The organism is Janthinobacterium sp. JC611, from assembly GCF_018682595.1.
GTDB lineage: Bacteria > Pseudomonadota > Gammaproteobacteria > Burkholderiales > Burkholderiaceae_D > Janthinobacterium.
This window is the reverse complement of sequence record NZ_JAFLJN010000025.1, coordinates 275421-301328: the sequence shown is the minus strand read 5'-3', so window position 1 is coordinate 301328 and position 25908 is coordinate 275421. Positions and strand designations below refer to the sequence as shown.

Genomic DNA, 25908 nt, shown 5'->3' with positions numbered 1-25908 from the left:
TTCCCACTCTTGCCCTGGTCCGTTCCGTGAATCCACTTCTTGCTAAACTGCAACCATATCCGTTTGAAAAGCTGCGCCAGCTGTTTGCCGGCGTGACGGTCAATCCCGAGTATGCGCCCATCAGCCTGGGCATGGGCGAACCCAAGCACCCGACGCCAGCCTTCATCGAACAGGCATTGGTCGACAATATCCACGGCCTGGCCAGCTATCCGACCACCATCGGCTCGGAAGCCTTGCGCAGCGCCATCGCCGGCTGGCTGGAGCGCCGCTACGGCATTCCCAAGCTCGATCCTGCCACGCAAATCCTGCCCGTGAACGGTTCGCGCGAAGCGCTGTTTGCGCTGGCGCAAACGGTGATCGATCCGGCGGCCGGTTCGCTCGTGATCAGCCCGAATCCGTTTTACCAGATCTATGAAGGCGCGGCCTACCTGGCCGGCGCCGAACCATATTTCGTCAATTCCGACCCGACGCGCAATTTCGGCTGCGACTATGACAGCGTGCCGGCCAGCGTGTGGGAAAAGGTCAAGCTGTTGTTCCTGTGCTCGCCTGGCAATCCGACGGGCGCCGTGCTGACCCTGACGGACTGGGAACATCTGTTCGCCCTGTCCGAGCGCTACGATTTCGTCATCGCCGCCGACGAGTGCTATTCCGAGATCTACCACGGCGACACGCCCCCGCTGGGCGCGCTGCAGGCGGCGCACATGCTGGGCCTGTCCACGGTCGAGCGTCCGTATGCGCGCCTGGTGGTGTTTTCCAGCCTGTCGAAGCGCTCGAACGTGCCGGGCATGCGCTCGGGCTTCGTCGCCGGCGACGCGGAGGTGCTGAAAAAATTCCTGCTCTACCGAACCTACCACGGCGGCGCCATGAGCCCCGCCGTGCAGGCGGCCTCCGTCGCGGCCTGGAACGACGAAACCCATGTCGAGGAAAATCGCGCCAAGTACCGCGCCAAGTTCGACGCCATCACGCCGCTGCTGCAATCGGTGATGGACGTGCAATTGCCGGACGCCGGCTTCTACCTGTGGGCCGACGTCAGCCGCACGGGACTGTCCGACACGCAATTCGCGCAAGGCCTGTACGCCGAATATAATGTCACCGTATTGCCTGGCAGCTACCTGGCGCGCGACGCGCACGGCATCAATCCGGGCCGCAACCGCATCCGCATGGCCCTGGTGGCCGAAACGGCCGAAGGGCTGGAAGCGGCCTTGCGCATAGTAAAATTCTGCCAGCAGCTTTCCGCATCCGCATCAACCCCTACATAAACAAGACATCATCATGAGCCAACAACTGCAAACCATCATCGACCAGGCCTGGGAAAACCGCGCCGAGATCAATCCGGGCAACGGCACGGCCGAACTGCGCGACGCCGTCTCCCACGTCATCCATGGCCTGGACAACGGCAGCATCCGCGTGGCGGAAAAAACCTCGGGCGACTGGGTCGTCAACCAGTGGGTCAAGAAGGCCGTGCTGCTGTCGTTCCGCCTGGAAGACAACGTTGTCCTGCCATCCGATGGCACGATGCAGTTCTACGACAAGGTGCCGACCAAGTTCGCCAACTACACCAAGGAAGACTTCGCCAAGGGCGGTTTCCGCGTGGTGCCGCCAGCCGTCGCCCGCCGCGGCAGCTTCATCGCCAAGAACGTCGTGCTGATGCCGTCCTACGTCAACATCGGCGCCTACGTCGATGAAGGCGCCATGGTCGACACCTGGGCCACCGTCGGCTCCTGCGCCCAGATCGGCAAGAACGTCCACCTGTCCGGCGGCGTCGGCATCGGCGGCGTGCTGGAACCGATGCAAGCGAACCCGACCATCATCGAAGACAACTGCTTCATCGGCGCCCGCTCGGAAATCGTCGAAGGCGTGATCGTCGAAGAAAACTCGGTCATCTCGATGGGCGTGTACATCGGCCAGTCGACCAAGATCTACGACCGCGCCACGGGCGAAGTCACCTACGGCCGCGTGCCAGCCGGCTCCGTCGTGGTGTCGGGCAACCTGCCTTCGGAAGACGGCAAGTACTCGCTGTACTGCGCCGTGATCGTCAAGCGCGTGGATGCGAAGACCCGCGCAAAAACGGGTATCAACGAGCTGCTGCGCGGTATCTGATGACTGCGCCGCAAGGCGCGCGCAGCACCGTGAATGTCCCGCCCAGGCGGGACATTTTCATTTCCGACTAGCAACTTCAATCGTCGCGCTGTCCTCTGCCATCCTGTCCTATACTGGATGGCATGAATACGCCTCCCGTCTTGATCGTCGGCGCCGGTCCTACCGGCCTCATGCTTGCCTTGCGCCTGGCGCGCCATGGCGTCGATTGCCGCATCATCGACAAGAATAGCGGTCCGGGCCAGGCGTCGCGGGCCATGGCCGTGCATGCGCGCACCCTGGAGTTTTACCAGCAGCTGGGCTTTGCCGACGAGTTGGTGCAGCTGGGCATCAAGATCAACGCCATGCACATCCACGAAGGCGGCGAGGAGCTGGTGAAACTGGCGCTGGGCGAGATCGGCGAAGGCTTGAGCCCCTACCCTTTCGTGCTCAGCCTGCCCCAGGACGAGCATGAACGATTTCTCATCAGCAAGCTGGCGGCGGCCGGCGTGCATGTGGAATGGAACGTGGCGCTGGACCTGTGGACGCAGGACGATAGCGAAGTGCAAGCCATCCTGCTCAACAATGGCGAACGCCAGTATTGCACCTTTGACTACATCTGCGGCTGCGACGGCGCGCGCAGCAAGGTGCGCGAGATCGCCGGTTTCGACTTTTCCGGCGGCACCTACGACCATTTGTATTACGTGGCGGACGCGCAAGTGGCCGGCAACAACACGGATTTGCACGCCCACCTGGGGGCGAACGCCTTCGCCCTGATGTTGCCCGTGCGCACCAGCGGCATGCAGCGCCTGATCGGCATCCTGCCCGACGTTCCCGATGGCGCGCCGGCGCCCGTCTTCGACGACGTGCGGGAACAGGTGCAAGCCTTGCTGGGCATCGAGGTCGAGCACGTGAACTGGTTTTCCACGTATAAAGTCCATCACCGGGTGGCGGCGCAGTTTCGCGAACGACGCTGCTTCCTCCTCGGCGACGCGGCCCATTTGCACAGCCCCGTGGGCGGCCAGGGCATGAACACGGGCCTGGGCGACGCCGTCAACCTGGCCTGGAAACTGGCGCAAAAGCTGCGGGGGCAAAGCAACGACGCCCTGCTCGACACCTATGAAAGCGAGCGCATCGTGTTTGCCCGCAAGCTCGTCGCCACCACCGACCGCGCCTTCCAGGCCATCGTCGCGCAAGGGATCGCCGGGCAATTCCTGCGCCGCTGGCTGGTGCCGCACGCGCTGCCCCTCCTGTCCGGCTTTGCGCGGGCGCGCCGGCTGCTGTTCCGGACCGTGTCGCAAATCCAGATCAGCTATGAAGACAGCGCCCTGTCCGCGGGCCACGCGGAATACTTGCGCGGCGGCGACCGCCTGCCGTGGTTCTCGGACGGCACCCAAGACAACTTTATCGCCCTGCGCAGCATGGATTGGCAATTGCACATCTACGGCGAGCCGGCGCCCGAACTGCTGGACGAAGCGCGCGTGCTGAAGCTCCCCGTGCATTGCTACACCTTCAATGTCGCCGCCAAGCTGGCCGGCCTGGGCCGCGACGCGGCCTATCTGGTGCGCCCGGACGGCCACATCGCGCTGGCCCTGCACCTGCAGGAAAGCGGCGCCCTGCGCGCCCTGGCCCTGCGGCTGGGCCTGCATTTCGGCCCGGCGGAGTCAAGCAAGGCGGCGCCACGGCCTGTGTAGAGACACGCCGAAAGTCTGCGCTGCATCAAGCCAGATAGATTTAATTTCCTTGCTTTGTTTGCTTTGTTTGACCTCCTGTCCTATGCTGAAACATGCGTTTCAAGGATAGGACCATGTCGAACACATCGAACACACGCTCCTCTGTCGGCAATGGCGACACCGGCACGATTGATGAGGCCACCGCCGACACCGGGCATGGGCCTGCCACGCCCTCGCTGGTCAGCAAGCTGGCGGACACACTCGCATCCAGTGCCACCGGCTTACGCTTTAATATTGCACAAGATACTTTCCAGGAAGCGTATGCATCGCTGCTGGACGCCGTGCCGCGCGACGACCGGCCCGCGCTGCTCGCGCAAATGCGGCGCGACCTCGATATCGTGACCGAGCGGGAGCTGAACCGGGCGTCCGGCATCGACGCGCATGCCAGCCACGTCAGCACCCGGCAATTCATGCGCGGTCTGGAAGAGCAGGAACGGCAGCAGCGTGAAAAAGACTTGGCGTCGTACAGCTTGCTATCAGGCCCGGAACTGCGCGCCCGGCTGGCAGTCACGCCGCAAGCGCTCAGTGCGGCACTCAAGGCCAGACGCCTGTTCGCCTTGCGCGGCGCCTCCGGGGAATATGTCTATCCAGCATTTTTCGCCGATCCCCGCCACGATCGCCACATCCTGGAAAAAATCAGCAAAATCCTCGGCGACTTGCCCGGCGCCGCCAAATGGGATTTTTTTACCGCCCCACGCCTGTCTCTGGGCGGCAAGTCGCCGCTGGAGGCCCTGACCAAAGGGAAACTCGATGCCGTGATGGCGGCAGCCCGCGCCTACGCCGACGAATAAGCACGACCGTGGCAATCTTGCGCCTGCCCCGCTTGCCGCAACTACCCGCAGCGCTGCAGATGGTGCGCTGCGATCCCGCCACGCTGTATCGCGTGTCCGGCCATGCCACGGGCGACCCGATTCGACACGTGCTAACTGGGTAGTTCGCTGGCGTCCACCGCGCCGCGCCCAAGCTCGCGCTGGCGTCCGCCACGCCGCTCTCGGTCCATCCGGACTTCGGCCAGGCTGCCACGCTGCTGGGTATCCGCAGCACCTGGCCCTGAGCCTGCCATGAACATGCAACCTTGTTGCACTGCCGCATCGACTGCGCATCGACTGTATAATGTCGGCTAACATCGCATATCGCGCCAGCGCAAGCGCCGCGATCAAGCAAACCGCATTCATTCCCCTTAGCCCTGCCCATGACGACCATTACACTCTACGGTATCCCCAATTGCGATACCGTCAAAAAGGCCCGCACCTGGCTGGCCGCGCAACACCACGATTTCACTTTCCACGACTTCAAGAAGCAGGGCCTGGAACGCGCCACCGTCGAGGCATGGCTGGCGCAATTGCCGTGGGACGTGCTGGTCAACAAGAAAGGCACGACCTGGCGCGCCCTGTCCGACGAGCGCAAGGCATCGATCACCGACGCCGCCGGCGCCGTGGAGCTGATGCTGGAAAACCCGTCCATCATCAAGCGCCCCGTGCTGGACAAGGATGGCCAGTTCAGCGTGGCGTTTTCGGATGCGCAGTACAAGACCATTTTTTCAGTTTAAACCCGACACCAGCAAGGCTGGGGTCAGTCCCTAGGGATCGACACTTGCGCCACTGGGGCAAATGTCCCCGGCGGGTCTGACCCCGGATTGACGCCTCGCCAATATTTCCATGACCACCTCCAAAACCCTCACCCTGACCGAAAAACTGATCGCCCTGTCCTCGGTCACGCCCGACGACAAGGGCTGCCAGCAGCACTTGATCGACATCCTCACGCCGCTGGGCTTTGTCTGCGAGACGATCCAGTCGAACGACGTCACCAACCTGTGGGCACGGCGCGGCAGCACGTCGCCCGTGTTCGTCTTTGCCGGCCATACGGACGTGGTGCCTACCGGCCCCGTCGAGCAATGGCGCTCGCTGCCCTTCATTCCCACGCACCGCGATGGCAAGCTGTACGGCCGTGGCGCGGCCGACATGAAGACCTCGATCGCCGCCATGGTGGTGGCCTGCGAGGAGTTCATCGCCGCCACGCCTGACCACACGGGTTCGATCGCCTTCCTGATCACCAGCGACGAGGAAGGCCCGGCCACGGACGGCACCGTCATCGTCTGCGACAAATTGAAAGCGCGCGGCGAGCAGATCGACTATTGCCTGGTGGGCGAGCCGACGTCGAGCGCGCAGCTGGGCGACATGATCAAGAACGGCCGCCGCGGTTCGCTGTCGGGCCGGCTGACGATCAAGGGCGTGCAGGGTCACATTGCCTACCCGCACCTGGCAAAGAATCCCATCCACGAAGCGGCGCAGGCGCTGGCCGACCTGGTCGAGGAAAAATGGGATGCCGGCAACGAGTATTACCTGCCGACGTCGTGGCAAATGTCCAACATCAACGCGGGCACGGGCGCCAACAACGTGATTCCGGGCGACATGGTGATCGACTTTAACTTCCGCTTTTCCACGGCCAGCACGGCGGAAAGCCTGCAGCAGCGCGTGCACGCCATCCTCGACCAGCATGACTTGCAGTACGACTTGCAGTGGACATTGAGCGGCTTGCCCTTTCTCACGCCGCGCGGCACCTTGAGCGATGCGCTGTCTTCCGCCATCCGGGAAGAAACGGGCATCACGACGGAGCTGTCGACCACGGGCGGTACCTCGGATGGCCGGTTTATCGCGCAAATCTGCCCCCAAGTGATAGAATTCGGGCCGCCCAATGCCAGTATTCACAAGATCGACGAGCACATCGAACTGCGCCACATCGATCCCCTGAAGAATATTTACCGGCGCACGCTGGAGCATTTGCTGCCCGTCTGAACCTGAAATACCGAGGCCCGTCACGGCGGGCCAGAACACCGTCTTTTCGAGAATGCCATGACCCCGAACCCGTTTTCCACGCCACGCGACCTGCTGCGCTACGCCGTTACCCGTTTCAATACCTCCAAGCTGTTTTTCGGCCACGGCAGCGCCGAAGCGTTCGACGAGGCGGCCTACCTGATCCTGCACACGTTGAAATTACCGCTGGACAAGCTCGAGCCTTTCCTCGACGCCAAATTGCTGCCGTCCGAAGTGGCCAGCGTGATGAGCGTCATCGACCGCCGCAGCATCGACCGCGTGCCGGCCGCCTACATCACCAAGGAAGGCTGGCTGGGCACGTACAACTTCTACGTGGACGAGCGCGTGATCGTGCCCCGTTCCTTCATCGCCGAGCTGATCCCCGAATACTTCTCACCATGGGTGCCGGAACCGGAAGCCGTGGAAAACATCCTGGAACTGTGCACCGGTTCGGGCTGCCTCTCCATCATGATGGCCGACGCCTTCCCGAACGCCCAAGTCGACGCCGTGGACATTTCCGCCGACGCGCTGGCCGTGGCCAAGCGCAACGTCGACACGTACAAGCTGCAAGACCGCGTGACCCTGATCGAATCGGACCTGTACGCGAACGTGCCGGCCAAGAAATATGATTTGATCATCAGCAACCCGCCGTACGTGAATTCCACGTCGATGGGCGCCCTGCCCCAGGAATACCTGGCCGAACCGCAGATCGCCCTCGACGGCGGCAGCGACGGCATGGACCTGGTGCGCAAGATCATCGCCGGCGCGGCCGAGCGCCTGACGGACGACGGCATCCTGATGATTGAAATCGGCAACGAACGCGACTACGCGGAAGCGGCCTTCGGCGAACTGGGCCTGACCTGGCTGACGACGAGCGCCGGCGACGACATGGTGTTCCTGCTGACGGCCGAGCAGCTCAAGCTGGTATAAGCGCTGGCGTCAGCGCGCAGCGCCTTAATTTACAACACAAAGAAAAAAATGATACGTTTCCTACAAGTAAGCCTGATGCGCGGCATCAAACCGTTGCTCGAACAAGTCGATGTCACCCTCAATCCGGGCGACAAGATCGGCCTGATCGGCGCCAATGGCGCGGGCAAATCGAGCCTGTTCGCCATGATGCGTGGCGAATTGCACCCTGACCAGGGCGAGATCGATTTCCCGGCCAAGTGGCGCGTGGCTTACGTGGCGCAGGAAACGCCACCGCTGGACCGTGCCGCGCTCGACTACGCGATCGATGGCGACGTCACCCTGCGCAAGCTGGAAGCGGAACTGGCGCGCCTGGAATCGGAACCGGCCACGTCGGAAAACGGCATCGCCATCGGCGAAATCTACAGCGCGCTGGCAGACGCCGACGCCTACACCGTGCAGTCGCGCGGCGAACAATTGCTGCTGGGCCTGGGCTTTACCCTGGACCAGATGCAGCAGCCTGTCGCCAGTTTCTCCGGCGGCTGGCGCATGCGCTTGAACCTGGCGCAAGCGCTGATGTGCCCATCCGACCTGCTGCTGCTCGATGAACCGACCAACCATCTGGATCTGGACGCCATCATCTGGCTGGAAGACTGGCTCAAGCGCTACGCCGGTACCTTGCTGATCATTTCCCATGACCGCGACTTCCTCGATGAAGTGGTCAACGTCGTCGTGCACATCGACGAACGCAAGCTGAAACGCTACTCGGGCAACTACTCGAGCTTCGAACGCCAGCGCGCGGCGCAGATGATCCTGGCCGCCGGCGCGCTGGAAAAGCAGCAGCGCAAGCGTGCCCACCTGGAATCGTTCGTGAACCGCTTCAAGGCGCAAGCCTCGAAGGCCCGCCAGGCGCAAAGCCGCATGAAGGCGCTGGCGAAGATGGAAGAGCTGGCGCCATTGCGCGCCGCCGCGGAATTCTCGTTCGAATTCCGCGAGCCGCTGTCGGCGCCAAATCCGCTGCTGGTGATGGAAGACGTCGATGCGGGTTACAAAATCGAGAACGAAGCGACGGGCGACATCACGCACAAGACCATCGTCAACGGCATCAAGTTTTCGCTGCAGATCGGCCAGCGCATCGGCCTCCTGGGCCAGAACGGCGCCGGCAAGTCGACCCTGATCAAGACGATCGCCGGCGAACTGATGCCTTTGAGCGGCGACGCCACCATGGGCAAGGGCCTCAACATCGGTTATTTTGCCCAGCACCAGGTGGAAATGCTGCGCCATGACGAATCGCCGCTGTGGCACCTGGCCAAGATCGCCCCGACCGTGCGCGAGCAGGAACTGCGCAACTTCCTGGGCGGCTTCAACTTCCCCGGCACCATGGTCACCAGCTCCATCGCGCCCTTCTCGGGCGGCGAAAAAGCCCGCCTGGCGCTGGCGCTGATCGTCTGGCAGCGTCCGAACCTGCTGCTGCTCGATGAACCGACCAACCATCTGGACCTGGAAACGCGCGAAGCGCTGACGGAAGCGCTGGCCCAGTTCGAAGGCACCCTGGTCGTCGTGTCCCATGATCGCCACTTGCTGCGCGCCACCACCGATGAATTCATCATCGTGGCCGACGGCAAGCTGCAACCGTTTGACGGCGACCTGGACGACTATAAGGACTGGCTGTTCAAGACCAAGCTGGGCAAGGGCACGGACGTGCTGCCGGCCGCCGGCAAGGCCAACAAGACGGACTTCCCCGTCGTGTCGCCGGTAGCCGCCGCCCCCGCCGCGCCCGTGCGCGACAAGCGCAAGGAAGCGGAAGAGCGCCAGAAAACGGCCGCCCTGCGCAAGCCGATCGAAAACAAGATCAAGCGCCAGGAAGAGCAGATCGCCAAGCGCAATGCGCAAAAGGCGGAAACCGACGCCAAGCTGGGCGAGCCAAGCATCTATGACGCGGCCAACAAGGCCAAGCTCAAGCAATTGCTGGCCGACCAGACCTTCTTCACCAAGGACCTGGCGCAGCTGGAAGCGGAATGGCTCGATCTGCAGGATCAGCTAGAGAAACTCGGCTAACGCAAGACAAAAAGACGACTCCCGGGTCGTCTTTTTTTCAGGCCACCTGCATGGGGCTGGGGCTGCGGATGGCCATCAGGCGGTCGATGTCGACGAGGATCAGGCGGCGCCCCGCCACCGTGCCCAGGCCCAGCAGGTAATCGGCTTCCGCCTCGCCCAGGCCGGGCACGGCGACGATGTCGGCCGGCGCCAGGCTGACGATATCGGTGACGCCATCGACCACCATGCCCATCACGCCATTGCTCAGCTGCAGGATGATCACGTCGGTGGCCGGATCGGGCGCGTCCTGGGCGCTGCCGAACGCGGCGCGCATGTCGACGATGGGGATGATCACGCCGCGCGAGACGGCCACGCTGCGCAGCACTTCCCCTTCCGAGGAAAACCGGTCGAGCTCTTTCAGCGGACGCAATTCCCGCACGCAGCGATAGTCGAGGCCGTATTCCAGGCCGCCCAGCCGGAAGCTCAAGTACTGCGTCAGGTATTGCACGGTTGTGGCGCCAGGCGTCGTCGTGGGCTGCATGGTGTTCCTTTCATCCGGTAAGCGCTGCCAGGATGCGCAGTGGCGCAACGTTGGCCCCATGCTAACCAGCATCGCCGCCGCCAGCGTTGAGAAACATCAACTTTCCCGGAAGGCAGGCTGGCCTCGGCGCCCGGCCTTGCGCCGCCGCAGCCATCTTCCCTTACAATACCCACATCGTTTCCCCACAGGCAGGCCATGCAACACCTCGTCAATCCCGCTGAAGTTGAATTCTCCGCCATCCGCGCCCAGGGTCCGGGCGGGCAGAACGTCAACAAGGTGTCCAGCGCCATCCATTTGCGCTTCCCCATCGCCGCCTCGTCGCTGCCGGACGCATACAAGGAGCGGTTGCTGGCCCTGCGCGACAGCCGCATCAGCAAGGATGGCGTGCTGGTGCTCAAGGCGCAGCAGTCGCGCAGCCAGGAACAGAACAAGGAAGAAGCGTTGCGGCGTTTACAGGAGATCATCGACAGCGTGACTTTCCTGCCCGCCGTGCGCCGCGCCACCAAGCCCACGCGCAGCTCGCAGCGGCGCCGCCTCGACAGCAAGAGCACGCACAGCGTGCTCAAGCAATCTCGCGGCAAGGTGATCGACTGATCAAGGCGGCGGCTGGTAGGTCCAGTCCAGGCTGCCCGTGTTGTCAGCGAACACGGCTTGCGTGGCCGGCGTGGCGCTGCGCAACAGCGCCTTGATCTCCTTCGGCGGCCGGTCGTAGACCTTGGCAGGGCCGGGCGGCACGACCAGGGTGCGCACGACCGTTTCACCATCGACCAGGCCCAGGGTGCAGCGCGACTGGCCGGCCGTCGCTTGCCGCTCCTGGCGCAATTGCTCCACCAGCGCCAGCATCTGCGCGTGCAGGATTTCCGACTGTTTCACTTCCACCCGCAGGCGGGCCACTTCCTTCAGCACGGGGGCGATGCGCGCGGCCAGCTTGTCGTACTGCAGCTGCTGCGCCGGCTGCAGCTGCAATTCGCCGCGCCGCAGCTGGCCCGCCAGGGTCAGGTAGTTGCGCACCTCGGGCAGCTGCGCGATGGCGTCGATTTCCTGCTGGCGCTTGTGCCGCAGCTGCTGGTGCTGCGCCGCCTTGGCCAGGCTCTCGGCGATCCTTTGCTCCAGCGCGCTCAGGTCGGGCACCAGGGGAAACAGCAGCATCTCCACCTGCTTGCGGGGACCGGCGCTGCCGATGCGGATGGTGCGCGCCGCCACAGCGCAGCCTTCGGCCAGTTCAATGACGACCTCGTCGGCGATGATCTCGCAATTGCTGGCGCTGTCGATCACCACGCGCGTGCCGGCGATGACGCAGCTTTCCGCGCGCTTCACGTGCACTTCGCCGCTCAGCGCCTGCAGCACGGAACCGGAGGCAACACCCTCGACGCGCACGTCGCCGTGTTCATTGAAGGCCGTGCCGCCCACCAGGTTGCGCTGTAGCCATATGAGCCCGCCATGCGAGTGCAGATGGCCATACACGTCGCCATGGATGGTGATGTCGCTGCCGTCGAGCTGGCGCTGCTCCTGCACTTCGCCATATTCCTCGTAGGCGGCGCGCAGCTTCAAATTGCCCGTGGTGCGGCTGCTGACGCCTTCGCGGCTGACGATCTTGTTTTCGATCGACATCTTGCCGTGCTCATCGACATTCACATAGCCATCCTGGGTGGCGACGAGGAAATCGCCATCGCTGAAATGCTCGACCGCCGTGCCTGTCCCCGCCACCGCGGCCAGGTCCAGCTCCAGCGGCGCGGGCGGCGGCAGCGCCGTGCCGGCCAGGTCGTAGCCAGGCAGGCCGGGCGCCCCCGGCAGCAGACGCAGCAGGCGCGCGTGCTTCTTGACTTGCGGAAAGCGGTTCTTGAAGCTGAGCAAATCCAGGCGGCCATCGGAGCGTTCGCGCGGCGCATCGTCGCGGTGGATGCCTTGCGACACTTCGACCAGCTGGGCGTCGCGCCCCGGCTGCGGCGGCAGCACCCGCGCCACCGTGATGCGCTCGGCCTTGCCGCTGGCGAGCATGGCGCGCACGGCCGCGCCATCGATGCCGTAGTGCACGCCCTTGCACCACAGGTCGGCCACCAGTTCGTCAAACTCGCGGCGCGCCGGCACCTGGCCATCCGCATCGGCAGGCAAGGCCTCAAAGTAAAACTCGGCGCTGTCGCCACGGACCTTGACCTGTTTGTACAGCGCGCGGCGCTGGGGCGGGAATGGCGCCACGCGGGCGGCGATGCGCAACAAGGCATCGCCCTTGGGCGCGGCGCGGGGCGCGGGGGCATGAAACAGGGTCAGCAGGAACAAACCGTAGTCGAGACCGGCCAGCAGCTGGCCCGACTGGAACAGCTGGTCGACGGCGATGCGCAACTGCGCCGGCGCCAGCGACAAGTCCAGGAATACCCCCTCGTCGCGTTGGACCAGGCCGCGCGGCACGCCGCCTGCGGGGGCCGCATCAGGAACCGGTATGTCGTCGTCGCTCTCCACTTGCCTCCCCAAACAACAAATTCAGAGAATTGTCTCAGTGCACTAGAACAATATCACGGGGCGTGGCGGTGTGCGTGACTTGGCAAAAATGTGCTTGCCAGATGCAAACAGGGCCATGTCTTGCGAGATGGCCCTGTCGGAGGGGGATGGCTGCCTAGCGGCGCGGCGGGTTGGAATAGATGTCCTGTCCCACTTCGTTGATCTGGCGGCGCAGGTCGCGGCGCTCGTCGGCCGTCATGCGGCCCGTGCGGCGCGAAGCGTCGGCGCCTTCGTTGGCGCGGCGCTGCTCTTCGGCGCGCGTGTCGAAACTGCGTGCGTCACGCTGTTCGCGCAAGCGCGTATCATTGCTATTGCTGCGCTGTACCTGTTCATACCGCTGGGCCTGCATTTGCTGCTGCTCGTCACGGCGTGGTGGCGGCTGGTTTTGCGCCGACGCCAGGCTGGCGGCAAACACGCAGCAAACGGCAAATGCGGACAGCGCAGTCGTACGTGCAGCCATAGCTGCGCTGGGAGCGGCGTGAATTTTTTTAGTAAAGATATTCATTGAGTTCCTCTTCCGCGATGCCGTATACACTTAAAGCTGATTTCCACTGTGGCCCCAGTGTATGATGCTTTACACGGTGCAGTAAGAGTAATTGGGTAAAGTTTGTAACACTTTGTAATGGGTCGCCACAGCCCCTTGCCGACGCCGCGCGAGGCGTTACTATAGCAACTAATATAAGATAACACGACACCCTAAATGACGACAACCTCCACTTCCGGCAGCAATACAACCACGCAATCGATCCACGGCCACCAGGCAAAAATCATGGTCGTCGATGACGATGTGCGCCTGCGCGACCTGCTGCGCCGCTACCTGACCGAACAGGGCTTCAATGTCTTCACGGCAGAGAGCGCGACGGCCATGAACAAGCTGTGGCTGCGCGAACGCTACGACTTGCTGGTGCTCGACCTGATGCTGCCGGGCGAAGACGGCCTGTCGATCTGCCGCCGCCTGCGCGGCGCGGGCGATCAGACGCCGATCATCATGCTGACGGCCAAGGGCGAGGACGTGGACCGCATCGTGGGCCTGGAAATGGGCGCGGACGATTACCTGCCGAAACCGTTCAATCCGCGCGAACTGGTGGCCCGCATCGGCGCCGTGCTGCGCCGCAAGGGTCCCGATGAAATCCCGGGCGCGCCGTCGGAAACGCCGCAAACCTTCGAATTCGGCGATTTCGTGCTGGACCTGGGCACGCGTACCCTGAAAAAGAATGGCGAAACGGTGCCGCTGACGACCGGTGAGTTTTCTGTCCTGAAAGTGTTTGCCCGCCATGCGCGCCAGCCGCTGTCGCGCGAGAAACTGATGGAACTGGCGCGCGGGCGCGAATACGAAGTATTCGACCGCAGCCTGGACGTGCAAATCTCGCGCCTGCGCAAGCTGATCGAACCAGATCCGTCGAGCCCGCTGTTCATCCAGACCGTCTGGGGCCTCGGCTACGTCTTCATCCCGGACGGACAGCCGCGCTGATCGCTGGCGAGGCATGATGAAGCTTTTTCCCGATATCAGCCTGGCGCGGCTGAAAAGCGGCTTGTTCTGGCGCACCTTTTTGCTGCTCGGCACCCTGACCACGGTCAGCATGATCGCCTGGTTCAGCATGATTTCCTTCATCCAGCGCGAGCCGCAGGCGCAGCAGATTTCCGCCCAGATCATTTCCGTCGTCACCATCACGCATGCGGCATTGACGCACTCGGCGCCCGAGTTGCGGCGCGAACTGTTGTTCGACCTCGTCAGCAATGAAGGCATCCGCATCTTCTCGCTGGAAGAGGACGACCGCATCGAGCCGCCGCCCGACAATTACCTGATGCCCGAGATCGAGGCGCTGGTGAAGGCCAAGCTGGGCAAGGACACGCGCTTTTCCGCGCGCGTCAATGGCGTGGCCGGCTTCTGGGTCAGCTTCAAGATCGACGACGACGAGTACTGGCTGATGCTGGACCGTGAACGCCTGCGCGGCCTGACGGGCTTCCAGTGGCTGGGCTGGGCCAGCCTGGTGTCGCTGCTGTCGCTGCTGGGCGCGGCCATCATTTCCAGCCTGATCAATCTGCCGCTGTCGCGCCTGACGGCGGCCGCGCGCGACATCGCCAAGGGCAAGCAACCGGCGCCGCTGCCGGAAAAAGGCCCGATCGAAATCCTCGAGGCGAACCGCAGCTTCAACCAGATGGTCGATGACTTAAAGCAGGTGGAATCGGACCGCGCCGTGATCCTGGCGGGCATTTCGCACGACTTGCGCACGCCGCTGGCGCGCATGCAGCTGGAAGTGGAAATGGCCAACCTGTCGGACGAGGCGCGCGAGGGCATTCAGTCCGATATCGGGCAGATGGATGCCATCATCGGCCAATTCCTCGACTATGCCAAGCCGACGGAAGCGTCGAGCTTTACCGATGTCGACCTCAGCGGTTTGCTGACCGACATGACGCGCGAAGCCATGCGCCTGCCGGACGTGAAGATCAACGCCAGCATCGCCGAGGGCGCGCACGCGATGGGCAACCCCACCGATCTGCGCCGCGTGCTGAACAACCTGATCGAGAACGCGCGCCGCTATGGCAAGACGCCGGGCAGCGACGTGACGGAAATCGACATCGCCTGCCAGGTGCGCACCAGCCACGGCGCGAAAAAGGTCATCATCGAGGTGCAGGACCACGGCACGGGCGTGCCGGCGGAAAAGATCGAGCAGCTGATGAAACCGTTCACCCGCCTCGACACGGCGCGCGGACAGGCAAATGGCGCCGGGCTGGGCCTGGCCATCGTCGACCGCGTGCTGCTGCGCCACGGCGCCGAATTGCAGGTGCGCAACCGCGAAGGCGGCGGCCTGGCATTCCAGATCAGCTTGCCAGCGGCGTAAGCTAACACACCGGGGTCAGTCCCGTCGGGCCTGACCCCGGGTGATTAAACCGCCGCCTTCTCCTGCGCCAGCAATTTATCCATCAACAATTCCGTCGCCCCATAGCCGTACAGGGAATCGCTTTCCATGCCCGGGGTATCGAAGGGAATCGATTCCTCACGGTTCAGCTTGGCAGGGTCGGCGTCCGCATAGCTGGCGCGCCAGGCGCGCTGCAAGGATTCATTGCGGCGGATAAACGCCGGCATGGGCCAGGCATCGCGCTCCCAGTGGCTGCTGTCGCCCAGCAGGGGCCAGCGCTCGTTGAGCAGGGCCATGTCGCCCGTGCGCAGGCGGCGCACGGCCTGTTCCGGCCGCAAGCCTTCCAGCTCTTCCAGCGCCGGCAAGCTGTCGCGCTTCGGCCCGAACATATAGGCCAGCATGATGCGCCCGGCAGGCGCCCGGCGCGCCACCACGCCGACGGCATAGCCGCCGCCCGGCAGGGGCACGGCAAACCAGCTGCCTTCTCGGTATGGTAATGATTTCATCTCTGTAAACTCCCCCAAAATCGTGTTCGGGGCACAGTCTACGCGAAACAATGCAAATGTGGCGTATGGTACGTGACAGCAACAAACCAATAGTTACAATATTTTCTCGTCATAGTGATACTGGGCAACAATCGGCCCCGCCTTGAACAGCGCTTCCTTCATGGCCGAATCCAGGCGCGCATCGCGGCGGCGCATCCATTCGAGCAGCATGGCCGCTTCCTTGCGGCTGGTGTCGCCCGCATGCGCGAGCACGCGGCGCAGTTCCGGGTCCGTGCACGCCTCGAAGCGCTGGCTGTTCAAGTCCAGCGCCTGCAGCGCGGCGATGGTGGCGCCGATGGCGCGGTGCATATCGAGCGCGGTGGCCGGCAGGCCCGCTTCTTCCAGTGGGACGGTGGTCATGCGCATTCCTTTTCGCGTGGTGGTGACATCGGCTGCATTCTCCACCGCGCGGACGAAAAGCTCAAGCGTCCACGGCACGTTTTCCCCCGTTCGGCCATAATCATGGCTCAGCAACAGCCTACACTTCAGCGGCAGGAGTCCCATGTTCAATTTCGACTTTTACAATCCGACGCAAATCCTCTTCGGCCAGGGCCAGATCGCCGCCATCGCCAGCCTGATACCGCCGCAAGCCAGGGTGCTCATGACGTATGGCGGCGGCAGCATCAAGCAGAACGGCGTCTACGATGAAGTCAGGGCGGCGCTGGCCGGCCATACGGTGCTCGAATTTGCCGGCATCGAACCCAATCCCAGCTATGAAACCCTGATGCAGGCCGTGGCCATGGTGAAAAACGAGCGCATCGATTTCCTGCTGGCCGTCGGCGGCGGTTCCGTGGTCGACGGCACCAAGTTCATCGCCGCCGCCGCCCTGCATGAGGGCGAGGCATGGGACATCCTGGCCAAAGGCGGCAAGATCGTCGAAGCGGCCCTGCCCTTCGGCACGGTCCTGACCTTGCCGGCCACGGGTTCTGAAATGAATGGCTCGGCCGTGATCACGCGCAAGGCGACGCAGGAAAAGCGCTCGTTCATGAGCCGCAAGGTCTATCCTAAATTCTCCGTGCTGGACCCGTCGAAAACGTTCACATTACCGCTGCGCCAGGTGGGCAATGGCGTCGTCGATGCGTTCGCGCACGTCATGGAACAGTATCTGACCTACCCCGTCAATGCGTCCGTGCAAGACCGCTTCGCCGAAGGCATTTTGCTGACCCTGATCGAGGAAGGCCCGAAAGCCCTGTCGCAGCCGGACGACTACGACGTGCGCGCCAACGTGATGTGGAGCGCCACCCTGGCCTTGAACGGCCTGATCGGCGTGGGCGTGCCGCAGGACTGGTCCACGCACGCCATCGGCCACGAATTGACGGCCTTGTACGAGCTCGACCATGCGCAAACGCTGGCCATCATCCTGCCCAGCATGCTGCGCGTGCGCAAGCAGGCCAAGCGCGCCAAGCTGCTGCAATACGCGGCCCGCGTGTGGGGCCTCGACGGCGGCGACGAGGATGGGCGCATCGAAGCGGCCATCGCGCGCACGGAATTCTTCTTCCGCCACATGGGCGTCAAGACGCGCCTGGCCGACTATGGCCTCAACCACGCCAGCGTGGACGCCGTCGTGGCCGCCCTGGAAGCGCACGGCATGACGGCGCTGGGCGAACAGCGCGAAGTGACGCCCGCCGTCAGCCGCAAAGTGCTCGAACTCAGTTTGTAGATTCGCACCACACTGTTGTAAAACGGTCGGCCAGGGGGACAGCCGGCCGTGCTTCATGCTAAGCTGTCGTTTCGCTAGGGGTCCTGGAGCAGTCATCCGGGTGAGAGATACCCTTCGTACCTGATCTGGATAATGCCAGCGAAGGAAAGCGCAAAGTACCTCCCTCCTTTGATAGCTCCTGCGTTGGCGCCAGCCGAACAAGCAGCCTGCCGTGCTCTTTACCGAGACGGCTTGAACCACGAGCAATCTATGTCCACACCGAATTTATCCGTTTCTGTACTGACCCTGGCCATCCTGCACGCGTTTGCCGCGCCCGCCCTGGCTTCCGACGCATCCGACCCGCAGGCCCAGAGCATGGCTGAAGTCGTCGTCACGGCCAGCAAGGCGCCGGCCGCCAAGCGCGCCTCCGTCGGCGGTTTTTCCGAAGCGCCGCTGCTGCAGACGCCCGCGTCCGTCACCGTCATTTCGCAAAAAGACATGCAGGACTTGCAGATCCGCAATCTCAGCGACGCCGTCAAGCTCGACACCAGCATCAACGACGCCTACAACGCCGTCGGCTATGCGGAACAGTTTTCCATCCGCGGCTTCAAGCTCGACAACAATTCCAGCTACCGCAAGGATGGCGTGGCCATTCCTGGCGACACGCAAATTCCGCTGGAAAACAAGGAACGCATCGAAGTGCTGAAGGGCCTGGCCGGCTTGCAGGCAGGCGTGGCCGCGCCCGGCGGCGTGATCGACTTCATCGTCAAGCGCCCCACCGCCGCACCGCTGCGCACGGTCACCGTGGAAACGCGCGAGCGGGGCACGCTGTACGGCGCCGTCGACCTGGGCGGCCGCCTGGAAGACACGCGCTTCGGCTACCGGGTCAACGTGGCGGCCGAGCGCCTGCGCTCCTACATCAAGGGCGCGGACGGCAACCGCAAGTTCATTTCCGGCGCCTTCGACTGGCAGATTTCGCCGCAGGCCCTGCTGCAAATCGATGCCGATTACCAGGACAAGGCGCAGGCGACGGCGCCCGGCTTCCAGCTGCTGAACAATAAAACCTTGCCGACCGGCATCAGCGCCGACGCCATGCTCAACCTGCAGCCCTGGACGCGCCCCGTGGAAACCGTCACCAGCAATCTCGGCCTGCGCTTCCAGTACGCCTTCAATGACGACTGGCACGCCACCTTGTCGGCCAACCAGCACTCGTTCAAGCGCGACGACTACACTGCCTTCCCGTATGGCTGCAGCGGACAGGACCTGTACCCCGGCTTCTGCGGCAATGGCGACTACGACGTGTACGACTACCGCAGCCTGGGCGAGACGAAAAAGCCGCTGAGCGCGCAAGCCATGATCCAGGGTAAGTTCGCCACCGGTGCCCTGCGCCATGCATTCACGGCCGGCGTGTCGACCTTCCGCCGCAAGGACCGCGCCGGCCTGTACGTGTACGACTGGGTGGGCGTGAGCAACATCTACCAGCCGCAGATCGTCGGCACCTCGCCCGGCGTCACGGGCCCCGTGCGCCTGGTGCGCAAGGATACGGAAAACGCCGTCTTCGTGCAGGACATCGTCAGCCTGACGCCGAACTGGAAGCTGCATGGCGGCTTGCGTCATATCAACGTCGATGGCTATCAGTATGTACTGAAGGCCGACACGGAAATCCGCGCCAAGCACGACTTCCTGCTGCCGAACGTCTCGCTCGTCTACACCCCGCTCGACAATGTCTCCGTGTATGCGGCCTATTCGCAGGGCATGGAACATGGCGGCACGGCCGACCGCAAGGCGCTCAACGCCAACGTGGAATTGACGCCCAGCCGCTCGAAGCAGGTCGAACTGGGCGCGAAGATGGACGTGACGCCGGATTTCATGCTGGCCGCCAGCCTGTTCCAGATCCGCAAAGGCCTGGAATTCAACCAGTACGTCGACAGCACCGCCTATAACTTCGTGCGCGAAGGCCAGGCCCAGCACCGTGGCCTGGAATTGTCGGCCCAGGGCAAGGCATCGTCCAATCTAAGCCTGGGCGCGTCCGTGACGGCCCTGAACAGCCAGCAGTCCGGCACGGGCAATGCCGACCTCGACGGCAAGCGCGTGCCCAACGTGCCCGCCTTCAAGGCGGCCGTGCATGCGGACTACGCCGTGCAGCAGGTGGCGGGCTTGAGCGTCAATGGCAGCTGGGAATATGCGGGCAAGAAAGCGTTTGAGTACAACAACACGACCTTCGTGCCGTCGTACCACGTCTTCAACCTGGGCGCCGCCTGGGCCACGCGCATCGCCGGCACGCGCGCCGTACTGCGCGCCAGCGTCAACAACGTGGCCGACAAGTTCTACTGGCGCGACGTGACGCCGGAATCGGACGGCTATCTGTACCCGGGCGCCAGCCGCACCTTCAAGCTCTCGGCGCAGTTCGACTTTTAATTGAGGGAAATGGCAGGCGCCATAGCAAGCGCCTGCCGCAGCAAAGGCGCCGCCTGTTCCAGGCGCGCCTCCAGGCTGTCATGCAGCACGTGGTAGGCGATGCCGCGCGCGTCGAGCTCGTCGAGCAGGTAGCGGTAGATCAGCTGGCGCACGGCTTCCGACTCGCGCTGCAAGCCGTCGGCCACCCACGGGCTGTCGGGCGCCGTCACCAGGGTCAGGTCGTACCGCGTGGCGTCGGCCAGCGCCGCCAGCGGCGCATCGGCGCCGGCGAAATAATGGCGGCTGTAGACCAGCGTCATCAGCGGCGTCGTATCGCAAAATAAAAATTGCCGCGCCTGCGCGGCGGCCGCATTTTCCCGCTCCAGCTGCATGCGCGCAATGCCAAACTGGTCGGCCGCGACGGGCACCCTGCCCTGCGTCTCGACGAATTCACGCAAGTATTCGGGCACCCACACGGTGCCATGGCGCTCGGCCAGGGCCGCCGCCAGGGTCGATTTGCCCGACGATTCCGCGCCCAGGATCGCCACGCGCACGCAACGCTCCATCACTTGAGGACCATGGCGTCGGGCGCGGCCGGCGCCGACTTCTTCCACGCCAGCAAGCCGATGACGGCCATCACGACGAAGAAGGCGTACAGCACGGCCGTCAGGGTCAGGCCCTTGTGCACATACAGCCACACGTACAGCACGTCGACGACGATCCAGGCGACCCAGTTTTCCAGCTTCTTGCGCGACAGCAGGAACTGGCCCACCAGGCTGCCGGCCGTGAGGAAACCGTCCGCATGCGGCACGTCCGTGTCCGTCGTCGTCAGCAGCCAGGCGATCAGCAGGAAGCCGACCAGCCAGCCCACCGCGCAGGCCAGCCAGCCGCGCCCGTCGAGGCGCGTGACGGGCAGGGTCTTGCCGCCGCTGGCCGGATGCAGCCACTGGTACCAGCCCCAGAACGAGACGCTGATGAACAGCAGTTGCAAGGCCATGTCGCCATACAGGCGCGATTCGAAAAACACGAAACCGTAGGCGGCCGAGGAAATGATGGCGAACAGCCACGCCCAGTGGTTCTGGCGGATGTTCAGCGCAACGGTTGTCAGTGCCAGGACAAAGGAAATCAGTTCAAGCGGCGTGGTGGCAAAACCCAGCAGGAGAAGCGTATCGTTCATGGGAATCGTGATGAGGCTGGTGGTGCAGTATGCAATACCAGCCATGAATAAGCAAGATTGCCCGCTCAGGCCAAGCCCCCCTTGACGGCGCGCGCCAGCGAGCGCCGCACGATCAGCTTGTGGAAAGGCCGGATCAGCACGATGTAGGCGCGCCCCACCCCATTATGGCAATGCACGACGCTCGAGATGGTCACGCTGCCGTGCCGTCCCGCGTCGCGCTCGCGCAGCACCGAGATGCGGAAGTCCAGGTGGCTGTCATCCTCGCCCAGGATGATTTCATCGTCGCTGACGGCAAAGATGCGGAAGATGCCGATACGCTTACCTGGTTTGGCTTCCATCTGCCGGGCCGTCTGGATGCCGAAGCGCGCCACGATGGCGTCGCGCAGCACCATCAGCTTGCGCGTCCAGCCCGGCTGGCTGCCCAGCAGGAGGCGCGCCAGGCCCTGCATGTCCATCCGGCGCGCCTGCTCGGTGGGCAAGTCGACGGCGTAGGCGTCGGCCAGGTTGCTGCCCGGGTACAGGGGGGCGATGCCGGCGCTCGGCGGCAAGGCCACGGCGCGTACCACGTTGTTCATCTCTTGCATGCGATCTCCATGTGTTCAGTGATAACATGGCCATCATACACGACAATGTGAACAGCGATAACATAGAATGACGACAACGAGTACCTATCATCACGGCAACTTGCGCGACACCCTGGTCGCCGCCGCCATCGCGCAACTGGCGCAGCAAAGCGACGCCGCCCTCTCGCTACGCGAACTGGCGCGCACGGTGGGTGTGTCGATCGCCGCCGTGTACCGCCACTTCCCCAGCAAGGAAGCCTTGCTGGCCGACGTGGCGGCGGCCGGCTTCGCCAGCCTGATCGCCAAATGGGAAGCCGAACTGCCGCCGCCGGGCAGCCTGCCCGCCGAACAGCGTTTTCAGCTGCTGGGCCAGCAATACATCGAATTCGCCCTGGCCGCGCCGGCCCACTACCGGCTGATGTTCGAACACCAGGACGTGCGCCAGTTCCCCGCCCTGCAGCAAGCGGCGCAGGCGTGCTTCCAGTACGTGCTGCAAACGGCGGGCGCGGCCGTGCGCGAAGCGGGCCTCGATGCGCGCTGGGACAAGGCCGCCGCCAGCGCCGGCTGGTCGCTGGGCCACGGCTACGTCATGCTGGTGCTGAGCGGCCGCCTGGCCATGACGGACGGCGGCGACGACCTGTCGCCGGCCATGGTGCCGCGCTTCTTCCAGTTGCCGGTGGAGGCATTGCGCCAGCCACGCCGTCCATCGTGAGCACCAGGCATTGCACGATGCCGGGAATCGGGTAAGCTATGCCCATCCCCATGTATGGAACGGCGACGATGAGGCCTGCAGAAGCGAGCGTTGACATGCTGTCCGGACGGTTGCCGGCCAGCGATGAACCACGATGGCATGAACCGCCCCCGCTTCCCCGGCCGTTCCTCCACCAGGCAGGTGACGATCTGGCGCCTGGGCCGCAGATCAGCGTCATTCATTTCCAGCCGTATCCATTTTGCAGCACCGCCTTCCATGAACATGGCATCGCCCTGCCCGCCACTATCGCGCGCAGCGTGCCGAAACGGCAAGCAGAGTATTTTTTCGGGCGGCTGGCCGCGCGCGCGGCACTGGCGCGCCTGGACATCGCCGATGCGCAGATCGGTATCGGCGCCTCGCGCCAGCCGCTGTGGCCGGCCGGAGTGGTCGGCAGCATCAGCCACGGTGGCGGTTATGCCGCCGCGCTCGCCTTGCCGGCGCAGCAGCACGAAGCGGCCGGCATCGATATTGAAGCGGTGGTGGGCGCGGAGATGGGCGAAGCACTGTTGAGCACGGCGATCAGCCTGCCCGAACTGTCAGTGCTGCGCCAGATCAACAGCGCCAGCACCCTGGAGTTTCTGATGACCGTAGTGTTTTCCGCCAAGGAAAGCTTTTTCAAGGCCGCCTTTCCCACGGTCGGCTACTACTTCGACTTTAGCGCCGTGACCTTGAGCGCATTTGACGAGGTCCGTCGCAGCTTGACGTTTTGCATCAACCAGTCGCTGTCGCCACGCCTGCACGCCAGCGCCCGGTTTTCCGTGCAGTACGACTTGCTCGATGCGCACACCGTCATCACGCACTGCGGCTGGCGCGGATGGGTGTGATTCCCGCCCACCCTCGCTGGCTCATTCCCGGATCACCTGTCGACACCTGCGGCGCGCCGCGGTTTGCCAGCCGTTGTCAGGCCCCTTGCGACGTGGAGGTCACGAAAATTTCACGCATGCACACGCTCTGCGGCAACTGGTAGGCAAACGCGATGATGCCGGCCACATCTTCCGGGGCAAGCAGGGAATCGAGCGTGCCCAGCCACTCCTCGAACATGGCGCGGGCGGACGCCGATGTAGTGCTGCGCAACAGGGGCGTATCGACCACGCCGGGCGAGACGGTGCTGACGCGGATGTTGTGCGCGGCCATGTCCAGACCCAGCGCCGCCGTATAGCCGTGTACGGCGAATTTGGAGGCGCAATAGCCGGCATGCATGGGAAACGCCTGACGGCCGGCAATCGAGCTGACATTGAAAATGGTGCCGCGCCGCTGACGCAGCATGCCTGGCAACACGCTCTGAATCAGGTTGACGCTGCCGACGACGTTGGTATTGAGCATCTCGGCAAACTCCGCCGCATCCTGTCCGGCGGCAGCGGCCAGCCGCATGACGCCAGCGCTGTTGACCAGGCAGTCGACGGCGCCATGGCGCTGTTCAGCCTGGCGCACGGCTTCCTGGACGGCCTGCGCGTCGCCCACGTCCAGCGCGGCGCACAGCGAATGCGGCAAGTCCAGCGCCTCCAGTGCCGCCTTGCGGCGGCCGATCAGCAGCAGCGGATGGCCGGCGGCGCTCAATTGCCGCGCCACCGCCGCACCGATCCCGGATCCGGCGCCGGTCACCACGACGAGTGGCGGGCGGCTCAACTGGCCATCCTCGACGGACGCTTGCGCTGAGCGCGATCTTGCACGTCGGCATACATTTCCTTGACCGCATTGGCGGTGAAATGGGCCATGTATTCGTCGAAGCCGCCCTTGTGCACGATGGGCAGCGGCGGCACGGGAGGCTTGCCGAGCAGGGCCTGGTATAGCGGAGCAATCGGATCGTTTTTATGTGCCTGACGGAAACTGTTGGCCGTCACCGCAGCATTCTCGGCGCCCGAAATCGACGCGGTCGGCGTCATGTCCTCGGGGCTGACGCCGATCTGCGTCTTGACGAACTGCATGTGCTCATCGCGCCAGGTACGGACGTACTGGTGCATATACACCACCTGGCGCAGGATGTCGGCACGCGGGTCGCCCTGCGGCTGCTGCAGCAGCGCCTGCACGGCCTGCTGCAGCCGCTCGTCGTCGCCGGCCAGCTGTTCATCCATCGCTGCCAGCTGCAGGCGCAGGGCTTTGACCAGCGAAGGATAAATCGTCAGGAACAATCCCTTGCGCAAATTGTGCGAATGCGAGCCGCTGGTGATGCCCAGCGCCGGGCGGATGGCGAAGTATGCTTTCGGGCTGAGCGTGCGAACGATGGGACGGATATTGTCCGTCACCACTTGCAGCAGCTTGCTGCAGAGCGCCAGCGAGCGCGCATGCGTGCCGAACGTGGCCTGCTCGTTGCCCAGCAGCGCAACGATGATCTCGCTGGACACCTCGTTCACCAGGCCCACCAGTACTTCGCTGATCTGGTGGTAGGCGCGGAATTGCATCAGGCAGGTCGGATCCTTGAGATCGACGCAGTTGACCGCCTCGCGCACTTCGTCATTTTGAATCAGGCGTTGATAGAACACGCCGGCATCCTCGCCCGCCTCGCGCATCACGCCGGGCAGGCGGACCTGCTCCATGGCGCTGAGCCAGATCGACTCATAATTGCTGTTGACGAAGCTGTGGAAGAAGACAAAGCGCTGCGGATCGTCGAGGTCCTTGTCGCCCAGGTCGCTGTGCTGCTCGGTGGCCTCGGCCCGCAGGATGGCGTGCATGCGTGCGGCCTGCACCAGATAGTCCTGGAAGACGGCCGAATCGCGGATGCTGATACTGTCACCCTGCTGGCCGCCCTGGTCCACCTGCACCAGCAACTGCGACAGACTGTACAGGGTTTCGTGGAAGCGATTGGCCCAGCCGATCTTCAGCGAAGCATCAGCCATATGGCCGCGCTTGACATCTTCCGTGACCCGACGCGCCAGCACCACCAGATTATTCAGGCAAATCTCGGCGCCACGGAAAATGGCGATGGCCGCGCGGGCCGGCACTTCATGACCGCTATTGTTAATCAGGCGGTCCAGGTATTTAATGCCATGCAGTAACTCGTAGTTGGCCAGCACGGCAGTACTGTCGATCTCGCCATTGGTGGCAAAAGCGGCGCGGCGGTGGCGGATTTCCTCTTCGTCGAATGACTTGGCCAGCAGCTTGGTGGTGGCGTGCTCCTCGGTGACCGGCAAATTACTTTTGCTCTGCAAATACGCGCGCACATCGTCGAGAATGGCTTGCGTGGCGGAGACGGTTGGGATTTCCATTAAATTCCTCATAGGCGACAAGGTCAGGGCTGCGGGCAGCAGCCGGCGGGCGAATCGCGGACAAGTATAAAAATCCCGGCTTCGCGCCGAAACTGTCATTTCCTCCAGTTATACGGTGCCCCCATCTGTAGTCCAATGGCCCGCTCCAACCGTCCCTACTACACTGGATC

The 25908-nt window shown here is 63.8% G+C and carries 25 protein-coding genes and 1 riboswitch; of the genes, 15 read left to right on the top strand and 10 right to left on the bottom strand.

The annotated features are described in order from the left end of the window. Positions 1-26 precede the first annotated feature (26 nt). The 8 genes from dapC to J0O65_RS19425 all read left to right on the top strand — a co-directional run bounded on the left by dapC (position 27) and on the right by J0O65_RS19425 (position 9586). Positions 27-1259 (top strand): succinyldiaminopimelate transaminase, encoded by a 1233-nt coding sequence (gene dapC, locus J0O65_RS19460; protein WP_215408880.1) that lies wholly within the window; start codon positions 27-29, stop codon positions 1257-1259. Positions 1260-1272: 13 nt separating this feature from the next. Beyond that, complete coding sequence (dapD, locus tag J0O65_RS19455; protein ID WP_215408879.1) at positions 1273-2100, top strand: 2,3,4,5-tetrahydropyridine-2,6-dicarboxylate N-succinyltransferase; 828 nt, start codon at positions 1273-1275, stop codon at positions 2098-2100. Between the two features lie 122 nt (positions 2101-2222). After that, a complete protein-coding gene (locus J0O65_RS19450; protein ID WP_215408878.1) occupies positions 2223-3770 on the top strand; it encodes an FAD-dependent oxidoreductase in 1548 nt (515 codons plus the stop codon). A 113-nt stretch (positions 3771-3883) separates the two neighbouring features. Continuing rightward, the gene (locus J0O65_RS19445; RefSeq protein ID WP_215408877.1) at positions 3884-4600 is read left to right on the top strand and encodes a hypothetical protein; all 717 of its coding nucleotides are present in this window, start codon (positions 3884-3886) and stop codon (positions 4598-4600) included. A 401-nt stretch (positions 4601-5001) separates the two neighbouring features. Continuing rightward, the gene (locus J0O65_RS19440; RefSeq protein WP_215408876.1) at positions 5002-5358 is read left to right on the top strand and encodes an ArsC family reductase; all 357 of its coding nucleotides are present in this window, start codon (positions 5002-5004) and stop codon (positions 5356-5358) included. Between the two features lie 109 nt (positions 5359-5467). Further along, complete coding sequence (gene dapE / locus J0O65_RS19435) at positions 5468-6604, top strand: succinyl-diaminopimelate desuccinylase (protein ID WP_215408875.1); 1137 nt, start codon at positions 5468-5470, stop codon at positions 6602-6604. Positions 6605-6661: 57 nt separating this feature from the next. After that, complete coding sequence (gene prmB / locus J0O65_RS19430; RefSeq protein WP_215408874.1) at positions 6662-7552, top strand: 50S ribosomal protein L3 N(5)-glutamine methyltransferase; 891 nt, start codon at positions 6662-6664, stop codon at positions 7550-7552. Positions 7553-7600: 48 nt separating this feature from the next. Then, positions 7601-9586 carry an ATP-binding cassette domain-containing protein gene (locus tag J0O65_RS19425; protein ID WP_215408873.1) on the top strand — a complete coding sequence of 662 codons (1986 nt, stop codon included), beginning with the start codon at positions 7601-7603 and terminating at the stop codon, positions 9584-9586. Between the two features lie 37 nt (positions 9587-9623). On the opposite strand, the gene J0O65_RS19420 is transcribed toward J0O65_RS19425, so the two are convergent. Continuing rightward, the gene (locus tag J0O65_RS19420) at positions 9624-10106 is read right to left on the bottom strand and encodes a chemotaxis protein CheW (protein WP_215408872.1); all 483 of its coding nucleotides are present in this window, start codon (positions 10104-10106) and stop codon (positions 9624-9626) included. 195 nt (positions 10107-10301) lie between these two features. Here J0O65_RS19420 and arfB point away from each other — a divergent pair, with 195 nt between their 5' ends. After that, positions 10302-10700 (top strand): alternative ribosome rescue aminoacyl-tRNA hydrolase ArfB, encoded by a 399-nt coding sequence (gene arfB / locus J0O65_RS19415; protein ID WP_215408871.1) that lies wholly within the window; start codon positions 10302-10304, stop codon positions 10698-10700. Here the strand turns inward: arfB and J0O65_RS19410 are convergent, their stop codons facing one another. Together J0O65_RS19410 and J0O65_RS19405 are read right to left on the bottom strand one after the other, a co-directional pair. Further along, the gene (locus tag J0O65_RS19410) at positions 10701-12563 is read right to left on the bottom strand and encodes a flagellar assembly protein A (protein ID WP_215408870.1); all 1863 of its coding nucleotides are present in this window, start codon (positions 12561-12563) and stop codon (positions 10701-10703) included. A 154-nt stretch (positions 12564-12717) separates the two neighbouring features. Further along, complete coding sequence (locus J0O65_RS19405; RefSeq protein ID WP_251373848.1) at positions 12718-13062, bottom strand: hypothetical protein; 345 nt, start codon at positions 13060-13062, stop codon at positions 12718-12720. Between the two features lie 309 nt (positions 13063-13371). Here J0O65_RS19405 and ompR point away from each other — a divergent pair, with 309 nt between their 5' ends. Beyond that, positions 13372-14073, top strand: a complete 702-nt coding sequence (gene ompR / locus J0O65_RS19400) for an osmolarity response regulator transcription factor OmpR (RefSeq protein WP_223278807.1) — start codon at positions 13372-13374, stop codon at positions 14071-14073. Between the two features lie 13 nt (positions 14074-14086). Continuing rightward, on the top strand, positions 14087-15445 hold the full coding sequence (locus tag J0O65_RS19395) for a sensor histidine kinase family protein (RefSeq protein ID WP_215408868.1): 1359 nt from the start codon (positions 14087-14089) through the stop codon (positions 15443-15445). Between the two features lie 44 nt (positions 15446-15489). On the opposite strand, the gene J0O65_RS19390 is transcribed toward J0O65_RS19395, so the two are convergent. Both J0O65_RS19390 and J0O65_RS19385 read right to left on the bottom strand, forming a co-directional pair. Further along, a complete protein-coding gene (locus J0O65_RS19390; protein WP_215408867.1) occupies positions 15490-15969 on the bottom strand; it encodes an Imm26 family immunity protein in 480 nt (159 codons plus the stop codon). A gap of 93 nt (positions 15970-16062) precedes the next feature. Next, on the bottom strand, positions 16063-16368 hold the full coding sequence (locus J0O65_RS19385; protein ID WP_251373847.1) for a ferritin family protein: 306 nt from the start codon (positions 16366-16368) through the stop codon (positions 16063-16065). 142 nt (positions 16369-16510) lie between these two features. Between J0O65_RS19385 and J0O65_RS19380 the strand changes: the two genes are divergently transcribed. Next, complete coding sequence (locus J0O65_RS19380; RefSeq protein WP_215408865.1) at positions 16511-17668, top strand: iron-containing alcohol dehydrogenase; 1158 nt, start codon at positions 16511-16513, stop codon at positions 17666-17668. 66 nt (positions 17669-17734) lie between these two features. Next, positions 17735-17832, top strand: a riboswitch (TPP riboswitch). A gap of 85 nt (positions 17833-17917) precedes the next feature. After that, complete coding sequence (locus J0O65_RS19375) at positions 17918-20065, top strand: TonB-dependent siderophore receptor (protein ID WP_215408864.1); 2148 nt, start codon at positions 17918-17920, stop codon at positions 20063-20065. Here the strand turns inward: J0O65_RS19375 and J0O65_RS19370 are convergent. The 3 genes from J0O65_RS19370 to J0O65_RS19360 form a co-directional block, all read right to left on the bottom strand. After that, the gene (locus tag J0O65_RS19370; protein WP_215408965.1) at positions 20062-20610 is read right to left on the bottom strand and encodes an AAA family ATPase; all 549 of its coding nucleotides are present in this window, start codon (positions 20608-20610) and stop codon (positions 20062-20064) included. The two genes, J0O65_RS19375 and J0O65_RS19370, sit on opposite strands and share 4 nt — an antisense overlap. Further along, positions 20610-21221, bottom strand: a complete 612-nt coding sequence (pnuC, locus tag J0O65_RS19365; RefSeq protein WP_215408863.1) for a nicotinamide riboside transporter PnuC — start codon at positions 21219-21221, stop codon at positions 20610-20612. Before pnuC ends, J0O65_RS19370 begins: the two co-directional genes overlap by 1 nt. A gap of 65 nt (positions 21222-21286) precedes the next feature. Continuing rightward, complete coding sequence (locus tag J0O65_RS19360) at positions 21287-21805, bottom strand: DUF2867 domain-containing protein (protein WP_215408862.1); 519 nt, start codon at positions 21803-21805, stop codon at positions 21287-21289. Between the two features lie 67 nt (positions 21806-21872). Between J0O65_RS19360 and J0O65_RS19355 the strand changes: the two genes are divergently transcribed. Together J0O65_RS19355 and J0O65_RS19350 are read left to right on the top strand one after the other, a co-directional pair. Further along, on the top strand, positions 21873-22496 hold the full coding sequence (locus J0O65_RS19355; protein ID WP_215408861.1) for a TetR/AcrR family transcriptional regulator: 624 nt from the start codon (positions 21873-21875) through the stop codon (positions 22494-22496). 68 nt (positions 22497-22564) lie between these two features. Next, positions 22565-23359, top strand: coding sequence for a 4'-phosphopantetheinyl transferase family protein (locus J0O65_RS19350; RefSeq protein WP_215408860.1), 795 nt, complete (start codon positions 22565-22567; stop codon positions 23357-23359). A 76-nt stretch (positions 23360-23435) separates the two neighbouring features. Here the strand turns inward: J0O65_RS19350 and J0O65_RS19345 are convergent, their stop codons facing one another. Together J0O65_RS19345 and J0O65_RS19340 are read right to left on the bottom strand one after the other, a co-directional pair. Continuing rightward, complete coding sequence (locus tag J0O65_RS19345) at positions 23436-24161, bottom strand: SDR family oxidoreductase (RefSeq protein WP_215408859.1); 726 nt, start codon at positions 24159-24161, stop codon at positions 23436-23438. Further along, complete coding sequence (locus tag J0O65_RS19340) at positions 24158-25738, bottom strand: hypothetical protein (protein WP_215408858.1); 1581 nt, start codon at positions 25736-25738, stop codon at positions 24158-24160. The genes J0O65_RS19345 and J0O65_RS19340 overlap by 4 nt, the downstream gene beginning before the upstream one ends. Between the last annotated feature and the right edge of the window lie 170 nt (positions 25739-25908).

What these genes read in the sequence shown, in the direction of transcription:
- pnuC (WP_215408863.1), bottom strand. Translation starts at nt 21,221, where the DNA reads ATGAACGATACGCTTCTCCTGCTGGGTTTTGCCACCACGCCGCTTGAA.
- J0O65_RS19395 (WP_215408868.1), top strand. Translation starts at nt 14,087, where the DNA reads ATGATGAAGCTTTTTCCCGATATCAGCCTGGCGCGGCTGAAAAGCGGC.
- J0O65_RS19360 (WP_215408862.1), bottom strand. Translation starts at nt 21,805, where the DNA reads ATGCAAGAGATGAACAACGTGGTACGCGCCGTGGCCTTGCCGCCGAGC.
- J0O65_RS19385 (WP_251373847.1), bottom strand. Translation starts at nt 16,368, where the DNA reads ATGACCACCGTCCCACTGGAAGAAGCGGGCCTGCCGGCCACCGCGCTC.
- J0O65_RS19370 (WP_215408965.1), bottom strand. Translation starts at nt 20,610, where the DNA reads ATGGAGCGTTGCGTGCGCGTGGCGATCCTGGGCGCGGAATCGTCGGGC.
- ompR (WP_223278807.1), top strand. Translation starts at nt 13,372, where the DNA reads ATGGTCGTCGATGACGATGTGCGCCTGCGCGACCTGCTGCGCCGCTAC.
- J0O65_RS19405 (WP_251373848.1), bottom strand. Translation starts at nt 13,062, where the DNA reads ATGGCTGCACGTACGACTGCGCTGTCCGCATTTGCCGTTTGCTGCGTG.
- J0O65_RS19450 (WP_215408878.1), top strand. Translation starts at nt 2,223, where the DNA reads ATGAATACGCCTCCCGTCTTGATCGTCGGCGCCGGTCCTACCGGCCTC.
- dapD (WP_215408879.1), top strand. Translation starts at nt 1,273, where the DNA reads ATGAGCCAACAACTGCAAACCATCATCGACCAGGCCTGGGAAAACCGC.
- arfB (WP_215408871.1), top strand. Translation starts at nt 10,302, where the DNA reads ATGCAACACCTCGTCAATCCCGCTGAAGTTGAATTCTCCGCCATCCGC.
- J0O65_RS19375 (WP_215408864.1), top strand. Translation starts at nt 17,918, where the DNA reads ATGTCCACACCGAATTTATCCGTTTCTGTACTGACCCTGGCCATCCTG.
- J0O65_RS19425 (WP_215408873.1), top strand. Translation starts at nt 7,601, where the DNA reads ATGATACGTTTCCTACAAGTAAGCCTGATGCGCGGCATCAAACCGTTG.
- J0O65_RS19445 (WP_215408877.1), top strand. Translation starts at nt 3,884, where the DNA reads ATGTCGAACACATCGAACACACGCTCCTCTGTCGGCAATGGCGACACC.
- prmB (WP_215408874.1), top strand. Translation starts at nt 6,662, where the DNA reads ATGACCCCGAACCCGTTTTCCACGCCACGCGACCTGCTGCGCTACGCC.
- dapE (WP_215408875.1), top strand. Translation starts at nt 5,468, where the DNA reads ATGACCACCTCCAAAACCCTCACCCTGACCGAAAAACTGATCGCCCTG.
- J0O65_RS19350 (WP_215408860.1), top strand. Translation starts at nt 22,565, where the DNA reads ATGAGGCCTGCAGAAGCGAGCGTTGACATGCTGTCCGGACGGTTGCCG.
- J0O65_RS19420 (WP_215408872.1), bottom strand. Translation starts at nt 10,106, where the DNA reads ATGCAGCCCACGACGACGCCTGGCGCCACAACCGTGCAATACCTGACG.
- J0O65_RS19380 (WP_215408865.1), top strand. Translation starts at nt 16,511, where the DNA reads ATGTTCAATTTCGACTTTTACAATCCGACGCAAATCCTCTTCGGCCAG.
- J0O65_RS19355 (WP_215408861.1), top strand. Translation starts at nt 21,873, where the DNA reads ATGACGACAACGAGTACCTATCATCACGGCAACTTGCGCGACACCCTG.
- J0O65_RS19340 (WP_215408858.1), bottom strand. Translation starts at nt 25,738, where the DNA reads ATGGAAATCCCAACCGTCTCCGCCACGCAAGCCATTCTCGACGATGTG.
- J0O65_RS19440 (WP_215408876.1), top strand. Translation starts at nt 5,002, where the DNA reads ATGACGACCATTACACTCTACGGTATCCCCAATTGCGATACCGTCAAA.
- J0O65_RS19390 (WP_215408867.1), bottom strand. Translation starts at nt 15,969, where the DNA reads ATGAAATCATTACCATACCGAGAAGGCAGCTGGTTTGCCGTGCCCCTG.